Annotated in this window: 20 protein-coding genes; 9 read left to right on the top strand and 11 right to left on the bottom strand. The window is 72.8% G+C overall.

What is annotated here, in order from left to right; translation table 11 throughout:
• Positions 1 to 182: 182 nt before the first annotated feature.
• Positions 183 to 407, top strand: a complete 225-nt coding sequence (locus ACFQ53_RS11025) for a hypothetical protein (protein WP_377859482.1) — start codon at positions 183 to 185, stop codon at positions 405 to 407.
• Here ACFQ53_RS11025 and ACFQ53_RS11030 read toward each other — a convergent pair.
• From ACFQ53_RS11030 to ACFQ53_RS11055, 6 genes are all read right to left on the bottom strand, one after another.
• A complete protein-coding gene (locus ACFQ53_RS11030; protein WP_377859485.1) occupies positions 395 to 1,270 on the bottom strand; it encodes an ABC transporter ATP-binding protein in 876 nt (291 codons plus the stop codon). The two genes, ACFQ53_RS11025 and ACFQ53_RS11030, sit on opposite strands and share 13 nt — an antisense overlap.
• Positions 1,267 to 2,331, bottom strand: coding sequence for a FecCD family ABC transporter permease (locus tag ACFQ53_RS11035; protein ID WP_377859488.1), 1,065 nt, complete (start codon positions 2,329 to 2,331; stop codon positions 1,267 to 1,269). Before ACFQ53_RS11035 ends, ACFQ53_RS11030 begins: the two co-directional genes overlap by 4 nt.
• Positions 2,328 to 3,392, bottom strand: coding sequence for a FecCD family ABC transporter permease (locus tag ACFQ53_RS11040; RefSeq protein ID WP_377859491.1), 1,065 nt, complete (start codon positions 3,390 to 3,392; stop codon positions 2,328 to 2,330). Before ACFQ53_RS11040 ends, ACFQ53_RS11035 begins: the two co-directional genes overlap by 4 nt.
• 2 nt (positions 3,393 to 3,394) lie before the next feature.
• Positions 3,395 to 4,510 carry an iron-siderophore ABC transporter substrate-binding protein gene (locus ACFQ53_RS11045; protein WP_377859494.1) on the bottom strand — a complete coding sequence of 372 codons (1,116 nt, stop codon included), beginning with the start codon at positions 4,508 to 4,510 and terminating at the stop codon, positions 3,395 to 3,397.
• Positions 4,511 to 4,787: 277 nt separating this feature from the next.
• The gene (locus tag ACFQ53_RS11050) at positions 4,788 to 5,696 is read right to left on the bottom strand and encodes a GH25 family lysozyme (protein WP_377859498.1); all 909 of its coding nucleotides are present in this window, start codon (positions 5,694 to 5,696) and stop codon (positions 4,788 to 4,790) included.
• Between the two features lie 102 nt (positions 5,697 to 5,798).
• Positions 5,799 to 6,536 carry a glutamine amidotransferase gene (locus tag ACFQ53_RS11055; protein ID WP_377859501.1) on the bottom strand — a complete coding sequence of 246 codons (738 nt, stop codon included), beginning with the start codon at positions 6,534 to 6,536 and terminating at the stop codon, positions 5,799 to 5,801.
• A 117-nt stretch (positions 6,537 to 6,653) separates the two neighbouring features.
• Between ACFQ53_RS11055 and ACFQ53_RS11060 the strand changes: the two genes are divergently transcribed.
• Both ACFQ53_RS11060 and ACFQ53_RS11065 read left to right on the top strand, forming a co-directional pair.
• The gene (locus tag ACFQ53_RS11060) at positions 6,654 to 7,445 is read left to right on the top strand and encodes a class I SAM-dependent methyltransferase (protein ID WP_377859504.1); all 792 of its coding nucleotides are present in this window, start codon (positions 6,654 to 6,656) and stop codon (positions 7,443 to 7,445) included.
• Positions 7,442 to 8,425, top strand: coding sequence for an aminoglycoside phosphotransferase family protein (locus ACFQ53_RS11065; RefSeq protein ID WP_377859507.1), 984 nt, complete (start codon positions 7,442 to 7,444; stop codon positions 8,423 to 8,425). The genes ACFQ53_RS11060 and ACFQ53_RS11065 overlap by 4 nt, the downstream gene beginning before the upstream one ends.
• Before the next feature lie 48 nt (positions 8,426 to 8,473).
• On the opposite strand, the gene ACFQ53_RS11070 is transcribed toward ACFQ53_RS11065, so the two are convergent.
• On the bottom strand, positions 8,474 to 9,397 hold the full coding sequence (locus ACFQ53_RS11070; protein WP_377859510.1) for a hypothetical protein: 924 nt from the start codon (positions 9,395 to 9,397) through the stop codon (positions 8,474 to 8,476).
• Between the two features lie 145 nt (positions 9,398 to 9,542).
• Here ACFQ53_RS11070 and ACFQ53_RS11075 point away from each other — a divergent pair, with 145 nt between their 5' ends.
• Positions 9,543 to 9,776: a hypothetical protein gene (locus ACFQ53_RS11075; RefSeq protein WP_249478207.1), complete on the top strand. Its 234-nt coding sequence runs from the start codon at positions 9,543 to 9,545 to the stop codon at positions 9,774 to 9,776.
• 95 nt (positions 9,777 to 9,871) lie between these two features.
• On the opposite strand, the gene ACFQ53_RS11080 is transcribed toward ACFQ53_RS11075, so the two are convergent.
• Positions 9,872 to 10,588: a GNAT family N-acetyltransferase gene (locus tag ACFQ53_RS11080; protein ID WP_377859514.1), complete on the bottom strand. Its 717-nt coding sequence runs from the start codon at positions 10,586 to 10,588 to the stop codon at positions 9,872 to 9,874.
• A 32-nt stretch (positions 10,589 to 10,620) separates the two neighbouring features.
• On the opposite strand from ACFQ53_RS11080, the gene ACFQ53_RS11085 reads away from it, so the two are divergent.
• Positions 10,621 to 11,265 (top strand): pyroglutamyl-peptidase I, encoded by a 645-nt coding sequence (locus tag ACFQ53_RS11085; protein ID WP_377859517.1) that lies wholly within the window; start codon positions 10,621 to 10,623, stop codon positions 11,263 to 11,265.
• Between the two features lie 328 nt (positions 11,266 to 11,593).
• Here the strand turns inward: ACFQ53_RS11085 and ACFQ53_RS11090 are convergent, their stop codons facing one another.
• Positions 11,594 to 12,682: a rhomboid family intramembrane serine protease gene (locus ACFQ53_RS11090; protein ID WP_377859520.1), complete on the bottom strand. Its 1,089-nt coding sequence runs from the start codon at positions 12,680 to 12,682 to the stop codon at positions 11,594 to 11,596.
• A gap of 175 nt (positions 12,683 to 12,857) precedes the next feature.
• Between ACFQ53_RS11090 and ACFQ53_RS11095 the strand changes: the two genes are divergently transcribed.
• Together ACFQ53_RS11095 and ACFQ53_RS11100 are read left to right on the top strand one after the other, a co-directional pair.
• Entirely contained in the window at positions 12,858 to 15,074 is a 2,217-nt protein-coding gene (locus ACFQ53_RS11095; RefSeq protein ID WP_377859523.1) for an MMPL family transporter, read from the top strand.
• 92 nt (positions 15,075 to 15,166) lie between these two features.
• On the top strand, positions 15,167 to 15,628 hold the full coding sequence (locus ACFQ53_RS11100) for a DUF2871 domain-containing protein (RefSeq protein WP_377859526.1): 462 nt from the start codon (positions 15,167 to 15,169) through the stop codon (positions 15,626 to 15,628).
• A gap of 229 nt (positions 15,629 to 15,857) precedes the next feature.
• Here ACFQ53_RS11100 and ACFQ53_RS11105 read toward each other — a convergent pair whose 3' ends face one another.
• Positions 15,858 to 16,394, bottom strand: a complete 537-nt coding sequence (locus tag ACFQ53_RS11105) for a peptidylprolyl isomerase (RefSeq protein ID WP_249478202.1) — start codon at positions 16,392 to 16,394, stop codon at positions 15,858 to 15,860.
• A gap of 158 nt (positions 16,395 to 16,552) precedes the next feature.
• Positions 16,553 to 17,065 (bottom strand): DUF805 domain-containing protein, encoded by a 513-nt coding sequence (locus tag ACFQ53_RS11110; protein WP_377859530.1) that lies wholly within the window; start codon positions 17,063 to 17,065, stop codon positions 16,553 to 16,555.
• A 237-nt stretch (positions 17,066 to 17,302) separates the two neighbouring features.
• Between ACFQ53_RS11110 and ACFQ53_RS11115 the strand changes: the two genes are divergently transcribed.
• Positions 17,303 to 18,304 carry a hypothetical protein gene (locus ACFQ53_RS11115; RefSeq protein WP_377859533.1) on the top strand — a complete coding sequence of 334 codons (1,002 nt, stop codon included), beginning with the start codon at positions 17,303 to 17,305 and terminating at the stop codon, positions 18,302 to 18,304.
• Positions 18,305 to 18,551: 247 nt separating this feature from the next.
• Positions 18,552 to 18,986, top strand: coding sequence for a carboxymuconolactone decarboxylase family protein (locus ACFQ53_RS11120; RefSeq protein ID WP_377859535.1), 435 nt, complete (start codon positions 18,552 to 18,554; stop codon positions 18,984 to 18,986).
• Positions 18,987 to 19,061: the final 75 nt, after the last annotated feature.

Here is a 19,061-nt window from a genome sequence, read left to right on the forward strand (position 1 = left end):
TCCGCCGCTTCCGCCACGACTCCGCTCCCCACCGCGACGGCCCCGCTCCCCGCCCCGCGACCAGCGGCACCTCACGCACCGGTCGCACGGATCGCACCGGCGCCCGACGCCGCGTCCCGTCCAGAGCGACGGCACAGCCCGATCACGGGGAGGACGAGGGGCGGGCGCGGGAGGGTCGGTACATGACCACGCAACTGATCACCTACCGTCCACTCGACGCCGACCTCGGGGATCCCGGCGCCCTCGAGGAGCTGCAGCGGATCCGCGCCGAGCGCAGGGCGGAGGACTCTCGTCGTCAGCGCGAGGCCGAGGCCGCCCTGCACCGCGCTCGCGTCCAGCGGGACCATCGCCGCGCCGCGGGCCGCCACCGGGTGGGGCCGCGACCCCACCGGCTTCAGCCGGCCTGAGCCGCCTGTCGCAGGCGCGGCACCACCATCGGCGTGCCGCTCTGCGGATCGGAGGCCACCTGGGCGTCGAGGTCGAAGACGTCGGCGAGAAGCTGCTCGCCGAGGACGTCGGCCGGGGCGCCCTGGACGACGAGCCGGCCCTCGTGGAGGACGACGAGCTCGTCGGCGTAGCGGGCGGCCTGGTTCAGGTCGTGGAGGACGGCGAGGACGGTGCGGCCGCTCGCGCGCATGTCCTGGCACAGGTGGAGGACCTCGATCTGGTGGGCCACGTCGAGGAAGCTCGTGGGCTCGTCGAGCAGCACGTGCGCCGTCTGCTGGGCGAGAACGAGCGCGATCCACACGCGCTGGCGCTGCCCGCCGGAGAGGTCCGTGACCTGCACGTCCGCGAGCTCGGCCACGCCGGTGGCGGCCATCGCGACGTCCACTGCCTCGCCGTCGCCCGGGAGTCGTCGGCGCAGCGCGGAGCGGTACGGGTGGCGCCCGCGGTCCACGAGGCCGCGCACGGTGATGCCGTCGGGCACGACGGGCTCCTGCGGGAGCATCGCGAGGCGCCGTGCGACCGCCCGGGAGCGCTGGGCGTCCAGCGGCTCGCCGTCGAGGAGGATGCGCCCGGCGCGCACGGGCAGCGTCCGCGCCATGGCCTTGAGCATCGTGGACTTGCCGCAGCCGTTCGGGCCGATCACCGCGGTGAAGCGGCCCGCGGGCACCTCGAGGTCGAGGTCGGCGAGGACCAGATTCTCCCCGTAGCCGACGCTCACGCCCTCGAGGGAGAGAGCCGGTGCGGGCGCCGAGGCGGCGGCAGGGGTGCGCACCGTCTTCGTGGCGCGCCCCGGGGCCGCGACGGGCTCGGGTCCTGTGCTCATGCGCTGTTCCTCCTCCAGGTGCCGATCAGCAGGATGCCCAGGTAGACGCCGCCGAATCCGGCGGTGATCACGCCCACGGGAAGCCCGTCGAGCAGGGGCACGGCCTGCACGGCGAGGTCGGAGACCAGCAGGATCACGGCGCCCACGAGCGCGGAGACCAGCAGGTGGGGGCCGGGCAGGCGCAGGGTGCTGCGGGCGATGTGCGGCGCGGCGAGCGCGACGAAGGCGATGGGCCCGGCGACCGCGACGGCCCCCGCGCACAGCAGCACCGACAGGATGATCGCGCTCGTACGGGTGCGCACGGCCCCGCCGCCCAGGGCGTCTGCCATCTCGTCGCCCATGTCCATGACGGTGAGGTCGTGGCGCAGCAGACCGGCGAGCGGCGCGCACACCAGCAGCACGATGCCGATCATCGCCGCGTGCTGCATGCTGCGGGAGTTCAGGGAGCCCACGAGCTGCCCGGCGAGCTGCGAGCCGGCGTCGCGCAGCACCACGGCCACCACGTACTGGGTGAGGGCGAGCGCCATCGCGGCCACGCCGATCCCGGCGATGATCAGCCGCGAGGGCGAGGCGAAGCCGCGTCCGGTCGCCGCGTGGACGAGGCCGATCGCGATCGCCGAGCCGGCGAGCGCGCCCATCCAGGTGGGGGCGGGCCCGTCGGAGACGAGGGAGACCAGGGCGATGCCGGCGCCCGCGCCCGCTCCCAGCCCGATCACGTCGGGGCTCCCCAGCGGGTTGCGGGTGACGGTCTGGAAGAGGGTCCCGGCGAGGCCGAGGGCGGCTCCGGCGCCCGCGCCGACGAGCACGCGCGGTCCGCGCATGCGGGTCAGGATGATCTCTGCGCGGCGATCTCCCCCTCCCTCGAGCACCTTCAGGATGTCCGACGGGCCGACGCCGAGCTCGCCGCGGGCGAGGGTGATGACCCCGGCCGCGACGGCGATCGCGACGAGGACGAGGGCGAGCAGCACGGTGCGGAGCCCCGGCGGGAGCGGAGCCCGGGTCGGGCGGGGCTCGGAGCGGCGCGCGGCGCGCTCGGCGGGAGGCGCGGAGACGGTGCTCATCGGTCGGTCACCGCCCCGCGGCGCACGGCCAGCAGCAGGAACGGGGCGCCCACGAAGGCGGTGACGACGCCGACCATGAGCTCCTCGGGCCGGATGAGGACGCGCGCGAGGACGTCGGAGGCGACCAGCAGCGCGGCCCCGAGCAGCAGGTTGAGCGGCAGCTGCCAGCGGTGGTCGGCGCCGACGAGGCCGCGCACGAGGTGCGGGACGGCGAGGCCGACGAAGGCGATGGGGCCCGCGGCGGCGGTCGCGCCCGCGGCCAGCAGTCCGGCGGCGATGATCCCGGCGCCCCGCACGAGGCGCACCGGCGAGCCGAGCGAGATCGCGACGTCGTCGCCGAGCGCGAGGGTGTTCAGGGCCGGGGCGATGAGGATCGCGACGACCAGCCCCGTGAGCAGCACGGGTGCGACGGTCGCGAGGGTGGTGAGGTCGGCGCCGGTCAGGGAGCCGACGACCCAGTAGCGGTAGGAGTCGAAGACGCCGGGCATGCGCAGGATGATCCCCTGCACGATGGCGCCGAGCACGGCGCTCACCACGGCGCCGGCGAGCACGAGCGGGACCACGGAGGAGGTGCCCGCCGGGCGGGAGACGAGGTGGACGACGAGCACCGCGAGCAGCGCCCCGGGGATCGCGGCGAGCGCCGCGACCTGCGCGCTCACGGTGCCGAGGACCGCGGTGACCAGCACGATCGCGAAGGACGCGCCGGAGGTGACGCCCAGCAGCCCGGGCTCGCCGAGGGGGTTGCGGGTGAGGGCCTGGATGAGCTGGCCGGAGAGCGCGAGCGCCGAGCCCACGGCCAGTCCGACGAGGGTGCGCACGGCGCGGCCGTGCACGATCAGCTCCATCCGCTCCTCGCCCCGTCCCAGCAGGGCGGCGCGCAGCTGGCCGGGGTCGTCGGCCCGGGCGCCGAGGCACACGCTGGCCAGGCACACGGCGAGCACGAGCAGCACGGCGAGCGCGATCGCGGCGAGCGGCGGGATCCGACGCCTGCCGCCGAGGAGCACCCGCCCCGCGCCGGCGGCGGGGCGGGTGCTCGGATCGGACGAGACCGCGGTGCTCACGATCAGACCTTCGCGACGGCCTTCTCGATCAGCGGGACGTAGCGCTCGAGCGCCCACGGGACGGTGAGCGGGTTGATCATCGAGGAGCCCGTGACGAACGCCTGGTCGGTCGGGGCGACGATCGCGCCGGCCTTGATCGCGGGGATGTCCGCGTACAGCGGCTGCGCCTCGACCTCCTTGCGGTTCTTCTCGTCGGAGTAGAACGTGAAGATGAGCTCCGAGTCGTCGAGCATGTCGGCGTTCTCGAGACCGATCATGGCCGAGTCCGTGCCCTCGACCTCGTACTTCGAGATCTCGTCCTTGATGGGATCCACGGTGAGGCCCAGTGCGCTGACCATGGCGACGCGCTGCTCGTCGGGGTAGAAGACGCCCAGCGTGCCCTTCCCGGAGTTGTAGATGAAGGAGAACGTCACGTCCTCCCACTCCTCCTGCCGGCGGGAGGCGAACTCGTCCTTGATGCCCGCGATGAGCTCGTCGGCCTTCGAGGGCAGGCCGAGGGCCGTGGAGATCGTGGTGATCTGCTGCTCCCAGGTGATCACCCACGCCTCCTTCTCGTAGGCGACGGTGGGGGCGATGTCCTTGAGGACGTCGTACTGCTCCTTGGTGATCCCGGACCAGGGGGCGAGGATCAGGTCGGGGGTGAGCGCGAGGATCGCCTCGGTGTCGAGCTCGGTGGAGCCGGTGATGAGCTCCGGCAGCTTCCCCTTCTTCTCGTCGATGGCCTCGTGCACCCACGGCAGCTGGCCGGAGTCGTCGGCGCCCCAGGCGTAGTCCTCGACGCCCACGGGGATGGTGCCCAGCGCGATGCAGGTCTCGGTGGACCCCTGGCCCAGGGTGACGATGCGCTGGGGCTTCTCGGTGATCTCGGCGGTGCCGAGCGCGTGCTCGATGGTGACGGGGAAGGCGCCGTCCTCGGAGTCGCCGCCGGCGTCGGAGGCGGTCTCGTCCGCCGAGGAGGCTCCTCCGCAGGCGGCGAGCGCGAGGCCGATGGGGGCCGCGGCCGCTCCGGCGAGCAGCGAGCGGCGGCTGGGCCGACGGGCGGGCTCGGGCCGACGGGCCCCGTCGGCGGACAGGGGGCGGGGCGCGAGGGGGCTGCGAGAGAGGGATCGGCGGGTCATGGCGGTGCGGTCTCCGTTCCTGGTGACTGGGGATGGAGCCGGGCCGCGCATCCGGTGGGGCGTCCGCATGCGGGAGGGTCGACGGTGCCTTCGGCGATGCCCGCCGAGGGCAGGTGAGGGTCGACTTCTCCGAGGCTTCGGCGAACCTCACCCTAAAGGGTGGGCGAGGGCCGCCACCACGTCCCACGTGGGGATGCGTGAGGGGTCACACGCGCCGCTGCGCGGCGTCGCCGGATCGTCTCGACCAGGTCAGTCGGGGATCAGAGAGATCTGCCGCTCAGGCGTCGTCGTTCATCGAGGAGGACGCGCGGAGCACCTCGGTGCGCAGGACGTCGATGTCGACGTCGCCCTTCACGCCCGCGACCGAGCCGTCGAAGCGGGTCTGCCACAGCGCCCAGTCGCCCTGGACAGGCCGGGAGCCGTCGTTGTACAGCCAGTCGGGCCGGTCCTCGGTGGCGTCGAGTCCGTAGTGGTCGCGCCATTCGCGCGAGGAGTAGAGCACCACGCGGCGCCCCCAGGCCTTCTCGACGGCATCGATGAAGGCCGCGACCTCCTCCTTCGCCTGTTTCGCCTCGGGACGCTTCTCGCAGGCCCCGTCGAACTCGAGGTCGAGGGCGGGAGGCAGGGCGTCGTCGCTCGGCGGCACGGCCTCCAGGAACGCCTTCGCCTGGTCGGCCCCGGGCGAGCAGAGCGTGAAGTAGTGGTAGGCGCCGGGGGTCACGCCGGCCCCGCGCGCGCCGCGCCAGTTCGCGTTCAACTGCGGGTCGGTGAAGCCGGTGCCCTCGGTGGCCTTGATGTACGCGAAGGAGATGCCGTCGCCCCGGACCTCCGTCCAGTCGATCTCGCCCTGATGGGCGGAGACGTCGATGCCGAGGGCCTCCTCGCCGCCGAGGCTCGCGTCCTTCGGCAGCTGCGAGAGCGCCGGGGCGTCAGCAGGGGTGGCGGGGACGCTCATCGCGGAGTCGTCGGCCCCACCGCCGAGCGTTCCCCCTCCCCCGCCGCCGTGGCGTCCAAGGATCGCGCTGCACGAGATCACGACCAGCAGGATCACGAGCGCGAGGCATCCTCCCGCGACGATCTGGCGGCGTCGTACCTGCTCACGGGTGAACTTCTGGCGCGGTCGCGGGCGCGGGCGCACGGGATCGCCGGGTCGTGAGGAGCGGTCGGGGGGCGGGGAGGACGTCATCGGTCTCGGGGCCTCCGGTGGGGGCGGGTGGCGCGGTGCGGCGGGCGTCCTCCGGCGCGGGGATCAGCGCGGGCGGACGGTCGGATGCTCCGGCCGACGGGGTCAGCGGGCGTGCAGCTCGACGAAGGCGCGCAAAAGCTTCGCGGCGTGGTGGACGTCGACGGGGCGCACGCGCTCGATCAGCTCCTCCTCCTCGGCCGGGTCGAAGTAGCCGTTGTCGCGGTAGGCGCGGATGCGGAAGACGAGGCCGTCGTTGTCCAGCTCGGGATGGAACTGGGTGGCGTACTGCGAGGTGCCCACGCGGAACATCTGCACGGGGCAGCGCTGGCCGGTGGCCAGCAGCACGGCGTGCTCGGGCAGCACGTGCACGGCCTCCTTGTGGCCCACGAAGGCGAGGAAGCTCTCGGGGACGCCTGAGGCCCTGATCAGCGGGTCCTCGCGACCGGCGTCGGTGAGCTCGACGTCGATGCCGCTCACGGGCTCCCCGTAGGTGCGGTCGACGATCGCGCCCTGGTGGACGCCCAGGGTCCCGACGCCGTAGCAGGCGCCGAAGAAGGGGAAGTCGGCCTCGACGACGCGGTCCAGCAGCTCCCCCAGCTCGCGCTCGGCGCGCACCTGGTCGGAGGACTTCGAGGCGGCGTCGTCCGAGGTGTTGTACGGGCTGCCGCCGACGATGATCCCCGAGATCTCCTCGAGGTCGACGGGCGGCATCGGCGTGCGGTCGAGCTGGATGTGCTGCAGCTGCTCGGCCTCGAGGCCCGTCAGGCGCAGCACTGCCTCGTACTCGGACTGCGCGACCTCGTCCTCGGGACGCGTCGCGATGAGAAGGAACGGTTTCACCCGGTCATTGTCACTCAGGGGCACCGCCGGGAACGGACAGACGGCACATCTCGGCGCGGCGCGGCGTCCGGTGTATTCGCTCGCCATGCCCGGTCGCGCCCCGCTAGCGTCGCCGAGGTGAGCACGCTCCCCTCCACGAACCCCTACGAGGATCCCGAGTCCGCGCGGCTGTACGACGCCGAGAACTCCGGGCGTGAGGACGTCGAGTTCTATCGGCGCCTGGCCCGCGAGCTGCGCGGCGCCGCGGCGCGCGGGGCGGACGCCCCCTTCACGGTCCTCGACATCGGCTGCGGCACGGGGGTCCTTTGCGTCGATCTCGCGGCCGACGGCCACCGCGTGCTCGGCGTCGATCCCGCCGGGGCGATGCTCGAGATCGCGCGCACGCGTCCCGGCGGCGAGCGTGTGACCTGGATCCTTGGCTCCGCCGACGCCGCCCCGGAGGGCGAGGCGGACCTCGCGGTCATGACCGGGCACGCCGCCCAGCAGATCGTCCCCGCGGACACGTGGCACGCGCTGCTCGCGAGCGCCCATCGGGCGCTGCGTCCCGGCGGGGTGCTCGCCTTCGAGAGCCGCGACCCGCGTCGGCGGCCGTGGGAGCACTGGACGCCCGAGAGCACGCGCGGCGACTTCCCTCACCCCGACGGCGGCGTGTTCACCAGCTGGGTCGAGCTCCTCGCGGTCGACGAGAGCGGGGCCGACGGCGTCGTCGAGACGCACCGCGGCATCACGGAGCGCGAGGGGTCCGCGCGACGCAGCGCCGAGGAGACGCTGATCTTCCGGCCGCTCGAGGTGCTGCGCGCGGACCTCGAGGCCGCGGGCTTCGTCCTGGAGCGGGTGCACGGCGACTGGTCCGGCGGACCCGTCACCGACGCGACCGCCGAGCTGATCCTTCTCGGGCGCCGGTCATGAGCACGAAAGGCGACCATCGCTCCGATCCCAGCCCCGGGCCCGAGTCCGGGCCCGCGCCCGGACCTGCGCCCGGACCGACGCAGGAACCGCGGCCGTCGGACGCGCAGATCCTCGCCGCCAGGGACGTCACGGCCCAGCGCCTGGGCGTCATGCTGGGCGCCGCGTTCCCCGAGGGCTCGACGGGCTGGGTGGGCGCGGCGACCGGCGCCGGCGGCGAGGACCTGGTGCTCAAGGTCGCGTGGGCGCACGAGGAGGCCCGGGACGAGGCGCTCGGTATGAGCATCTGGTCCTCCGGCCAGGACTCCGAGCGGGAGGAGCCTCGACCGATCGTGCCGCCCGTGCTCGAGGCCCGCCGCGAGGGCGCGCTCAGCGTGCTGCTCATGGAGCGCGTGCGCCCCGGCACGACGCTCGCGCGCAGCGGGCTCCCGCGCCAGCAGGAGGACGAGGTGGTCGCGGGGCTGCTGCGTCGCCTGTGGATCCCCGCCGGCGACCTCCCCGGCGCTCCCGAGCACGGCTTCCGCCCGCTCGCCAACATGTGCGCCTGGTGGGCCGACGAGGCCGCCGAGCGCCTCGCCCGCGAGTCCCGCGGCCTGCCGGAGGAGCTGGTGCGACGGGGCCTGGACATGTTCCGCGCGCTCCCCCGCGAGCACGGCGTCCCCGAGGTGCTGCTCGCGACCGATCTGCACCACCACAACGTGCTCGCAGCGGGCGGCGAGGGACCGGATCACGGCGGCTCCTGGCTGGTCATCGACCCGAAGCCGTACGTGGGCGACCCGCACTACGATCTGCTGCAGCACATGTTCAACGCCGAGGACCGCCTGGTCGAGGACCCGTCGGGCTTCAGCGCCCGGATGGCGCGCCTGACGGGCCTCGATCCGGAGCGGACGGTGCGCTGGCTCCTCGCGCGCTGCGTCCAGGAGGCGCCGGGATCCGCTGCCGCCGCCCGCGCCGCGCTGCGCCTCGCGGCCGACGGGGTCTGACGGAGCGCGCCGGCCCGTCGCTCCGGCTCCCGCGCGGGACCTGCGTGGCTACCGGGTGCGCTCCCACGGGGCGGGCTCGTACCGGGCGAGACCCGGTGCGGCCTGTTCGACCTGCGCGCGCAGGAACGGCTGGAGCGTCGGCCCCCATCCTGTGTTCAGCCGGTTCAGCTCGGCGAACATCACGCCGACGGGCCAGCGCGGCGGCAGGAGCTCGACGGGAAGATGGGGGTCGGCGAGCACGACGCGCATGACCTGCTGGTAGAGCGCGTTCCATCGTCCGAACACGTCCCAGAGGCGCGCCTCGTCGGCGGGCGGATCGTCACCACGGAACTCTCGGCCCTCGTGCCCCTGGCCGCCAGGGCGGCACTCGAGATCCACGCTCCCCCGCAGCTCGCGGATCCGCGAGGTGAGGTCCTCGGCGCGGCGGGCGACGTCGGCGAGATCCCACGTCGCGCCCGCCATCCCCCGCGCCTCCTCGACGGTCTCGGGGGTGATCAGCACGCGGTGGAGGACTGCTCCCTCGGGCGCTTCGCCCAGCTGGCCGAGCACGGTGTCCGTCTCGGCCCGGACGCTGATCAGCACACCGGGGCGCAGGGTCCCGAATCCGTGGAAGTCTGCGTAGTAGGTGAGGCGGTCGCGGAACCAGCGTGCGCTCTCGGGGACCTGATGGACGATCCCGTGGAAGCTGCCGGACCAGGCGGGAAGCGTCGCGGTGCCCTCGATCTGCCGGTATCGACGCGCGAGCGGAGCTCCCAGGGAGTAGACGCCCACGCGTCCGTGACGCTCGACGTCGAGGCGACCCATCCTCACCATCTTCGCGAGCGTGCTGCGGGCGGCGGACTCGGTCATGTGGAGGCGGCCGAGCAGGCGCAGCAGGCCCGGGCCGGGAAGGCTCGCGGCCGTGAGCGCACCGAAGACGAACCCGACGTCCTGCGCGCGGTCGGTGCGCCGATAGCGTTCAAGATCCGTCACCGTTCTCCTCACGTTCCGTGCAGAAGTAGCCCTGGCTCGTGGCCGACCCTACCGTGAGAACACGTCTGGTCTGCGACGATGTCGCGCTTCTGCGGCATCCGGACGGGTCGGCACTGCAGCACAGGGACTCGCAACGGAGGTTCCCATGAGCTCGAACCAGATCTATGCCCGGTCGGCGCTGAACGGCGCCGTGGCCGGGGTGATCGCCCTGGCCGCCGCGATCATCGGATTCGGCGTGCTGGGCGGCGCGTCGGTGGGCAGCGCGCTCCTGATCGGCATCGCCTTCGGCGTGGTCGTCTTCGCCCTGGTGGGCGCGATCAACTACTTCGTCCTGCGGGCGAAGCACCCGCGCGAGCGCCCGCCGGAGCGCATGGCCTGAGACCCCGGGGGCTGCGACCCCAGGAGAGAGATCCCTCGCTGGTGGTGGGGCGGGTCGCGGAGCAGCGTCGCTCCGCGACCCGGAGGACGGCGCGCTCAGGTGCTCGAGTCGCCGGGCTCCGGCGCCCCGAGCAGCGTGCGCAGCTCAGGGGTGAGTCCCTCGACCTCGACGCTCCGGGGCCCGCGCCGGAAGGTCTCCGGGGTGACGACGAACCGCTGGTGCTCCACGGCTCGGCCGTTCTGCTCGATGACCTCGGTGCCGTTGTCGACGTAGCCGCAGGAGCGGGAGACGCCGTAGGAGCGCTCGTTGCCGACGACAGCCGCGGACTCCGCCCGCACCGCGCCCAGGTGGTCGAAGGCGAGCACGAGCACGGCGCGGCGCATGAGACCGCCGTGGCCGCGCCCCTGCATCTCCCGTGCGAGCCAGGATCCCGAGGTCACGGTGCGGCGCACGGCGAACTGCTTCGCGTCGAGGTCCTGGCAGCCGATCAGCCGGTCGTCGGCCCAGATGCCCAGGGTCAGCGACCAGCTCTCCGGGGAGAGCTCGCTGCGCAGGCGCCATTGGAAGCGCAGCGCCTCGCGGATCCGCTCCTGCTCGGGCCGGGCGTACCAGGGGAAGACGTGCGGGGCGTCGGGGTCGGCGAAGATCGGCCGACGCAGCAGCTCGGCGTACTCCGGCAGGTCGCGGTCGGCGAGGACCCGCAGGGTGAGCGGGCCGGAGCGCACCCGGAGGGCGAAGGGCGGGTGCAGGGCGTCGAGGTCCGGCGGGAGCCCGGGGGACATGGACGGATCGGGCGTCGGCGAGGCGGGCATGCGCCCAGAGTAGAGGCGCATACCCTGCCCCCATGAGCATCGACGTGCTGCTGAGCGGGTTCGAGCCCTTCGCGGGGGCCGCGACGAACGAGTCGTGGGAGGCGGTGCGGCGGGCCGCGCCGCAGCTGGAGTCCCGCGGAGTGAGCGTGGCGACGGCGCGCCTTCCGGTCGTGTTCTCCCGCGGTGCCGACCTCCTGCTCGAGCAGATCGAGGCCCGCTCGCCGCACCTCGTGATCGCGACCGGTCTCGCTGCGGGCCGGCGCGCGATCACTCCCGAGCGGGTCGCGATCAACGTGCAGGACGCGCGCATCGCCGACAACGACGGCCGCTCTCCCATCGACGTCCCCTGCCTGGCCGGCGGCCCGGTCGGATATTTCTCGACCCTGCCGATCAAGGCGATGGTCGAGGCCGCGCGGGTGCTCGACGTGCCGGCCGCGGTCTCGCAGGCGGCCGGGACGTACGTGTGCAACGACGTCTTCTACCGGCTGTGCCACGCGCTGCGGGCGGACGCGAGCGCGGGCAGCCGTGGAGGCGTCGCCGTCCGCGGCGGGTTCGTCCATGTCCCCTCGGCCGACGTGGTGGGCGCCGACGATGCCGCGCGCGCCCTGGTGGCGATGGTCGAGGCCGCTCTGAGGTCGGATCAGGACGTCCGGATCACCGGTGGTGTGGAGTCCTGAGAGGGTTTTCCACAGAGAACTCCACACCTGGGGACGAATGACAGGTTTGTGATTCCGCACGGTGGAGGGCTTCGTACCGCAGGTCATGGGGGCTGTCGCACGGCGTCGACGCCTGTTGGACACCTCTGGTCCACAGGTTCGAGGCCTCCGTCCCCCGCGATTCCACACACGATCGGCAGTTGTCCCCAAAGTTATCCACAACTGGGGATAATCACAGGCATGTGATTCCACAACCCCGGGGTCGGCTCGACCGTCGGCGACTCGGCACGTCGGCTCCTCAGCCCATCGGCCCCTCGCCGTCGGCCCTCCTGACCCGCGGCCCGCCGCCTCAGACCAGCGGCAGGTACCCGGCGGGGACGGTCGCGATCTTCACCGCGATGAGCACGAGGCACAGCACAAGCCCCGCGGCGAGCACGCCGCCGTGGATGAGCGCGGAGCGGCGCGCGAGGGCGGCGCGGTCGGCGCCGGGGCTCGCCTTCGGACGCAGCGCGAACATCACCGCGGTCAGCGCCGTGCCCATCACCAGACCGCCCAGGTGCCCCTGCCACGAGATATTGGGGATCGTGAAGGTGATGACGAGGTTCAGCCCGATCAGCACGAGGATCTGCGTGGTCTCCGCGCCCATCCGCCGGTTCACGATCAGCAGTGTGCCGAACAGGCCGAAGATGCCGCCGCTCGCGCCGAGCGTCGCCCCGACCCACGAGGAGGACATGGGGTCGGCGAACAGGAGCACGGCCACCTGCCCCGCGAACAGGGAGAGCATGAAGATCGCGCCGAAGCGCCAGTGCCCGAGCGTGCGCTCGAGGTGCGTACCCACCAGGTACATCGCGTACATGTTCAGCAGAAGGTGGAACACGCCGCCATGGAGGAACCCCGTGGTGATCAGGGTCCAGGGCATCGCGAGGGTGCGCACCGGCGCGTAGATCAGCGCCTGCTCGACGGCGCCCCCGGGGATCAGCGTCTGGCCGAGGAACAGCACCACGCACAGGCCGATCACGCCGTAGGTGAGGAACGGGGTGGAGCTGCCCATGCGGCCGCCGGCCATGTTGCGCGGGCTCGCCGAGCGCTGCTGCGCGGCGAGCTCCTTCTCGCAGTCCACGCAGAGCATCCCCACGGGTGCGGGGCGCTGGCACTCGCCGCACGCGGGCCGGCCGCAGCGCTTGCAGCGCACGTAGCTCACGCGGTCGGGGTGGCGGGGGCACACGGGCGCTCTCGCCTGCTCGCCTCCCGGGATCTGGTGCGCAGGCAGCGAGGCGTCGTCCGCGGCGCCCGCGGAGGAGCCGCCCGTCCCGGCCGCCGCGCCGTCGGCCCCTCCGGCGCGTTCGGCGTCGCCGGCGGAGTAGCCGTAGCTGGGTCGCGGGCGCTGGGCCGGATCCGGGTCGTCGGCGCCGTAGCCGTAGGTGGGTCGGTTCTCCATGCCCCCATTCCTACATGAGGCTCCGGGGAGCACGCCGAGGCGCGGCGGCGCTCCGGGTCACAGGTCGAATACATCGAACGGTTGATTCCGTCCGAGGAGGCCGTTCCTAGCGTGGGACACGTACCGCGGCGCTGAGCGCCGCGGCCCCGAAACCCGTGCGCGACCAGGAAGAACGATGAGAACCTCGACCACGTCCCCGATTTCCTCCCCGACCACCGACGCGCGTGCGGCGTCGACCCCGCCGCGCTCGCCCGCCGGCCGCGCTCTCGCGAAGGCCGCCTCGATCCTCACCGGTCGCCGTTCCGCATGGGTGGTGCTCGTGATCGCGGCCGTCCTCGCGCTCGGCCTGATGGGCCTGCGCGGCTCCGGACCCGCAGCCGGCATGGACGCCCTTCCTGCGAGCGCCGAGTCCTCCCGCGCCGCTGCAGTCGCCGACCAGCTGCCCGACGCCGACCAGCAGTCCGTGATGGCCGTGGTCACCCGCACCGACGGCGGGAAGCTGACGTCGGCCGACCGGGAGCAGATCGCGCAGCTGCGCAGCGACCTCGCCTCCGCGACCGACGGCCACGAGCTGCCGCCGATGCCCTCAGAGGACGGCCGCGCCGACCTCGTGCTCGCCCCGATCGACGTGAGCGCGGGCGATGACGCGGTGGACGCGAAGATCGACCAGCTGCGGGACGTCGCCCACGACACCGTCGAGGGCAGCGCCGCTGCTGAACTGCAGGTGCAGGTCACGGGCGGACCGGCCGTGGGCTCGGACATCCGCGGCGCCTTCGCGGGCGCCGACTTCAAGCTGCTGATCGTGACGATCGCAGTGGTCGGCCTGCTCCTCCTGCTCACCTACCGCTCTCCCGTGCTGTGGCTGCTGCCGCTCGCGGTGGTCGGATCGGCCGACGGGGTCGCCAGCGCGGTCACCTCCCGCATGGGCGAGTCCTTCTCCCTGGCCTTCGACGCGGGTGTGATCAGCGTGCTCGTCTTCGGCGCCGGCGCGAACTATGCGCTGCTGCTGATCTCCCGCTACCGCGAGGAGCTGCATCGCCACACGGACCATCGCGAAGCCCTGCGTATGGCGTGGCGCGAGACCGCCCCGGCGGTGCTCGCCTCGAACGTGACCGTGGTGCTCGCCCTGCTCACCCTGGTCCTCGCGGTGATGCCCGCGACCCGTGGGCTGGGCATCGCCGCCGCCGTGGGGCTCGTCATCGCCCTGCTCGCGGTCCTGTTCCCGCTCACCGCGCTGCTCGCGATCACGGGGCGCCGCGTCTTCTGGCCCTTCGTGCCCCGTCCCACGCAGGCCACGGCCGACGGCGAGAAGGCCTCCGACTCGGACTCCGCGGTCGATGCCACGGCCGACTCCGCGGCGACCGATGATGCCGAGCGCGGAATCTTCGCCGCCGTGGCGCGCCGCGTCACCGCTCACCCGGTGATCTCGGTGATCGGGACCCTCGCCGTGCTCGCGATCTGTGCAACGGGCCTGCTGGGCACGCGCGTCGGCCTCGCCCAGAGCGAGCAGTTCGCCTCCGCGAACGAGTCGCAGACCGGCTTCACGGCGATCGCCGAGCACTACGGCGCAGGCCAGTCCGGCCCCCACCTGATCACCGTCCCGACGTCCGAGGCGAAGGCCGTGACGACCGCCGCGGAGGACGTTCCCGGCATCGAGTCCGTCTCCGAGACCGGCACGACGCCCGGCGGGCAGACGGTTCTCTCGGCCACCGGCACCGCACAGCCCGAGTCGCCCGCGGCCGACACCGAGGTCACCGACCTGCGCGCCGCCGTCCACGACGTCACCCCGGACGCCCTGGTGGGAGGCACCTCCGCCCAGGCGCTCGACGTCCAGGACGACTCGAAGCGCGACCTGCTGCTGATCGCGCCGATCATCCTCGCCGTGATCCTCGTGGTGCTCGTGGTGCTGCTGCGCGCCGCCGTGGCCCCCGTGGTGCTGCTCGCCGCGAACCTCGTCAGCACGCTCGCCTCGATCGGGCTCGGGCTCTGGGTGGGCCGCACCCTGTTCGACATCCCGGCGCTCGACGTGACCGTGCCGCTGCTGGCGTTCCTGTTCCTCGCGGCGCTCGGCGTGGACTACACGATCTTCCTCACCCACCGGATCCGTCGCGAGGCCGAGCGCTTCGGCACCGTGCACGGGACCGTCCGGGCCGTCGGCTCGACGGGTGTGGTGATCACCAGCGCCGGCATCGTGCTGGCCGCCGTGTTCGCGGCCCTCGGGGTGCTGCCGCTCGTGGTCCTCGGCCAGCTGGGCCTGATCGTCGGGCTCGGCGTCCTCGTGGACACGGTGCTGGTGCGCACGGTGCTCGTCCCTGCCCTGTTCTCCCTGATCGGGGACCGGATGTGGTGGCCGGGCCGCCTGGGCGGCCGCGCCGTCCACCAGGCCCGATGACCACCGACCCCCATCAGCGCGGTCGGCCCCGGCCGGCACCGCCTGTCCCTCATCCCTCTGTCCCGCACCTCCACCGCACGGAAGGAACACCCATGCGCGCCATGAACCGTCTGTTCACCGCGATCTGCGTCTACCTCGGTCTCGGCCTCGTCTCCGGACTCGCGTTCCGCGAGATCACCAAGCACTCCGACTGGCCGGCCACCGATCACACACAGCTGGGCGTCGTGCACACGCACCTGCTGACCCTGGGCGTGATCGTCCTGCTCGCGGTCCTCGCCCTCGAGGCCGTGCTCCGGCTCTCCGACTCCCCGCGCCTGTTCGCGTGGTTCCAGGGCATCTACCACGCAGGGGTGCTGGTCAGCGCCGCCATGATGTTCGTGCGCGGCATGCTCACCGTGCAGGGCACGGACCTGGGGGCCATGGACGCCATGGTCTCGGGCATCGCCGGGATCGGGCACATCCTGCTCACCGTCGGGTTCGTGCTGCTGATGGTCCTGATCCGCAGGGCGATCGTCCGCCGCGCGGCGCAGGAGACCGTCACAGCCCGCCCCTGATCGCGTCGATCAGGCCGACCGACGGCGCCCGCACCAGCCGATCGGGCCGCCTGTCGGCCCCTGACACCGACGAGAAGTACGAAACGGTTGCCATGAGCGCTCATGGCAACCGTTTCGTACTTCTCGCGGGGTGGCCCGGTGTGGTGGCCCCGGTGCGCCATGGTGGGCGGGACGGAGCGGGATCGGGGCCGACGGGCGGCGAGCGCCCTGGTGGGCGCCCGCCTCCGGATCACTTCTCGATGTCGACGGACTCGATGACGACGTCCTCGACGGGACGGTCGCGCATGTCGGTCTGGGTGGTGGCGATCGCGTCGACGATCTTCTTCGACTCGTCGTCGGCCACCTCGCCGAACACGGTGTGCTTGCCGTGCAGGTACTGGGTGGGGGCGACGGTGATGAAGAACTGCGAGCCGTTGGTGCCCGAGGGCTTGCCGGTGATCGCGTTCATGCGCTTGCCGGCGTTGGCCATCGCGAGCTTGTAGGGCTCGTCGAAGTTCTTCTCGGAGATCTCGTCGTCGAACATGTAGCCGGGGCCGCCGGTGCCGGTGCCCAGCGGGTCGCCGCCCTGGACCATGAAGCCGTCGATCACGCGGTGGAAGATGACGCCATCGTAGAACGGACGGGTGACCTTCTCGCCGGAGTCGGGATCGGTGAACTCGCGGGTCCCCTCGGCGAGGCCGACGAAGTTGGCGACGGTCTTGGGGGCGTCGTTCTCGAACAGCTCGAGGCGGATATCGCCCTGGTTCGTGTGCAGTGTTGCGAACATGCGGCCAGTCTCGCACAGGCGCGTGGGCGCGGCGTGCGCGCGATCGACGGGCACCTGCTCACCGCCGACGGAGACGTGGGCGCGGCCGACGGATCCGCCGGTCGCGGGTCAGGAATCCGGCCGGCGGTGCGGTTCAGGAGCCCGGCCGGAGGCGCGGTTCAGGACCTCGACCAGGCGTCGCTGCGCAGGCCGAGCGGTGCATCCGGACCGGTGGTGGCCGTCGGCCGGTCGAAGCGCGCCCCGTCGGGGTTCTCCTTCGAGGCGAGCAGCCAGATCAGCAGCAGCCAGCCGACGATCGGGATGAGGATCAGGAAGAACCAGCCGCCGCCGTGCCCTGCGTCGTGCAGGCGCCGCCAGACCACCGCGAGGCTCGGGATGAGGGTGCCAAGCGCCCAGATCGTCGCGATGACCCCGATCACCGAGGCGCCGCTCGAGCCCATCGGCCATCGGCTGCCGACGATCACGAAGGTGTGGTCCCACGTCCACCCCGCGACCAGCATGTTCCCGGCGATCTGCAGAGCGGTGGTGACCAGCAGGTTCACGAGCACCCACCACCAGTACTCGCTCCGGCTCGCCCGCCCGCTGGAGATCCCGTACTGACGGAAGAAGCGGCCGAGGGCCTGCAGGGGCGTCGCACCGCGCAGCGGCGGGAGGGAGGGCTTGCGGGGCATCAGGAATCACCTGCTCATGGCGCGCCGTCGCGGGGATGCGCGAGTGTGGACCCGATCACGGTACCGCGGGGAAGCGGATCTCCATCCCCACCTGTCAGCACTCTGGATCCGCGTGCCGGGGGTCACGGTAGGGTGGAACCACTCGAGACGTGTCGTCGCGTTTGAGCGACGCGACCCTCGTCCGCACGCACTCCCCCGTCGGGACAGCCCGGCGGACATGACCGAAAGGGGACTCGCATGGCGCTGAGCACGAAACGTGCCAAGAAGGCAGCGAAGAAGGGCCGGAAGGACGCGGCCAAGACCGCGTCCAAGGTCCAGGACCAGGCGCAGAAGACCGCTGCGGATCTCGGCAGCACTGCGGAGGACAAGGCCGGCAAGGCCGTCGAGGAGCTGAAGTCCCTCGCCGGCAACGCGGGCGACAAGGCCTCGCACTTCGTCGACCAGGTCCGCCCGCAGGTCGAGGAGGGGCTTCGCACCCAGGGCGAGAAGATCTCCGCCTTCGGCGAGAAGATCGGCCCGCAGGCCGAGAAGTTCCGCAACGACCTGCAGGACGACTACCTCCCGCGCGCCCGCCGCACGGCCGAGGCGACCGGCTCCGTGGTGAGCTCGGCCGTCACCGCCGCCGTCGATGCAGCTCGCAGCGAGTTCGACAAGGGCCAGGGCGACATCAGGAAGGCCGCCGTGGCCGCGCCCAAGAAGAAGAGCGGCCGCGCCGGCAAGGTGCTGCTGATCCTGGGTCTCGCGGCCGCCGGTGCAGCCGCCGGCTACCTGGTGTGGAAGAAGACCCGTCCGGTCGAGGACCCCTGGGCCCCGCCGGCCGACTTCGCCCGCGCCCACTACCCGGCCTCGGGCTCGAGCGAGTCCGACTCCACCCAGGTCTCGGACGCCGTCGCCGGCGCCGAGGCGGGGGACGTCGCCTCCTCGCTCAAGGGCGGCTCGCACGCCGCCTCGACCCCGAACACCTCCGACCGCTCCTCGGACACCTCTCCGTCGGAGCTCAAGGTGGATTCGGCCGAGGCGAAGAAGACCGACGGCAAGGGCTCGGAGGCCAAGGGCTCCGACGCCAAGGCCGCCGGCGCGAAGGGCGGTGCCGCCAAGGGCGCCGACTCCACGAGCGGTCAGGCCAAGGGCTCGGCCGACGACGAGGTCGAGCAGGGTCGCGTGATCGACCCCGCCATCGACCCGGCGGACAACCCGGCCGATCCGGAGAAGCGCGGCAACCACCGCGGCGACGCCTGATCGACGTCTGACACCACCCGATGGGCCGCTTCGGCGGCCACCGTCGGACCACGCGGCCCCCGGTGCACTCGCACCGGGGGCCGCGTCGCGTCCGGGTGCGGCCTCTCGTCGCCGGGACGCTCGCGTGGAGCGCGGACGTGGTCCCGGGGTCCGCCTCACATTCCGCGCCCCTCGTCGGTCATCATGGCGAGACGCCCGGGACCCACGTTCCGACAGGACACCCGGACTCCAGAACGGAGAACGACCGATGACCAGGATGAAGCTGTTCGAGACGCACCCCGAGGCCTACAAGGCCGTGCTGGGCCTCGAGTCCTACTGCAGCCGGCAGATCCCGCGCGAGCTGTACGAGATCGTGAAGCTGCGCGCCTCGATCCTCAACGGCTGCTCGTTCTGCACGGACATGCACTCGCGCGACGGCATCAAGGCCGGCATCCCCACCCCGAAGCTGTTCGCCGTGGCGGCATGGCACGACTCCCCGCACTTCGATGACCGCGAGCGCGCCGCCCTGCGCCTCACCGACACGGTGACGAAGCTGGGAGCAGAGGGCGTCCCCGACGACGTCTGGGACGAGGCGTCCGCGCAGTTCGACGAGACCCTGCTGGGCGATCTCCTCTTCGCGATCGCCACGATCAACGTGTGGAACCGTCTGGCGATCCCCACGCAGCTCGAGCCGCAGGCCTGAGCCCGCTGCCGACGCCGGCGTGAGTGCCGGCGCCGACGCGGTGCTCCGCGATGCCGGCGACGGCGTCTCCGCCGT

The sequence above is a fragment of the Brachybacterium sp. NPDC056505 genome, assembly GCF_042794925.1.
Taxonomy (GTDB): Bacteria; Actinomycetota; Actinomycetes; order Actinomycetales; family Dermabacteraceae; genus Brachybacterium; species Brachybacterium kimchii.

Bases quoted from the DNA above. Each gene is read 5' to 3' on its own strand.
- ACFQ53_RS11080 (WP_377859514.1), bottom strand. From the start codon at position 10,588: ATGCCCGCCTCGCCGACGCCCGATCCGTCCATGTCCCCCGGGCTCCCG.
- ACFQ53_RS11045 (WP_377859494.1), bottom strand. From the start codon at position 4,510: ATGACCCGCCGATCCCTCTCTCGCAGCCCCCTCGCGCCCCGCCCCCTG.
- ACFQ53_RS11075 (WP_249478207.1), top strand. From the start codon at position 9,543: ATGAGCTCGAACCAGATCTATGCCCGGTCGGCGCTGAACGGCGCCGTG.
- ACFQ53_RS11105 (WP_249478202.1), bottom strand. From the start codon at position 16,394: ATGTTCGCAACACTGCACACGAACCAGGGCGATATCCGCCTCGAGCTG.
- ACFQ53_RS11115 (WP_377859533.1), top strand. From the start codon at position 17,303: ATGGCGCTGAGCACGAAACGTGCCAAGAAGGCAGCGAAGAAGGGCCGG.
- ACFQ53_RS11095 (WP_377859523.1), top strand. From the start codon at position 12,858: ATGAGAACCTCGACCACGTCCCCGATTTCCTCCCCGACCACCGACGCG.
- ACFQ53_RS11085 (WP_377859517.1), top strand. From the start codon at position 10,621: ATGAGCATCGACGTGCTGCTGAGCGGGTTCGAGCCCTTCGCGGGGGCC.
- ACFQ53_RS11065 (WP_377859507.1), top strand. From the start codon at position 7,442: ATGAGCACGAAAGGCGACCATCGCTCCGATCCCAGCCCCGGGCCCGAG.
- ACFQ53_RS11030 (WP_377859485.1), bottom strand. From the start codon at position 1,270: ATGAGCACAGGACCCGAGCCCGTCGCGGCCCCGGGGCGCGCCACGAAG.
- ACFQ53_RS11120 (WP_377859535.1), top strand. From the start codon at position 18,552: ATGACCAGGATGAAGCTGTTCGAGACGCACCCCGAGGCCTACAAGGCC.
- ACFQ53_RS11035 (WP_377859488.1), bottom strand. From the start codon at position 2,331: ATGAGCACCGTCTCCGCGCCTCCCGCCGAGCGCGCCGCGCGCCGCTCC.
- ACFQ53_RS11025 (WP_377859482.1), top strand. From the start codon at position 183: ATGACCACGCAACTGATCACCTACCGTCCACTCGACGCCGACCTCGGG.
- ACFQ53_RS11090 (WP_377859520.1), bottom strand. From the start codon at position 12,682: ATGGAGAACCGACCCACCTACGGCTACGGCGCCGACGACCCGGATCCG.
- ACFQ53_RS11050 (WP_377859498.1), bottom strand. From the start codon at position 5,696: ATGACGTCCTCCCCGCCCCCCGACCGCTCCTCACGACCCGGCGATCCC.
- ACFQ53_RS11100 (WP_377859526.1), top strand. From the start codon at position 15,167: ATGCGCGCCATGAACCGTCTGTTCACCGCGATCTGCGTCTACCTCGGT.
- ACFQ53_RS11110 (WP_377859530.1), bottom strand. From the start codon at position 17,065: ATGCCCCGCAAGCCCTCCCTCCCGCCGCTGCGCGGTGCGACGCCCCTG.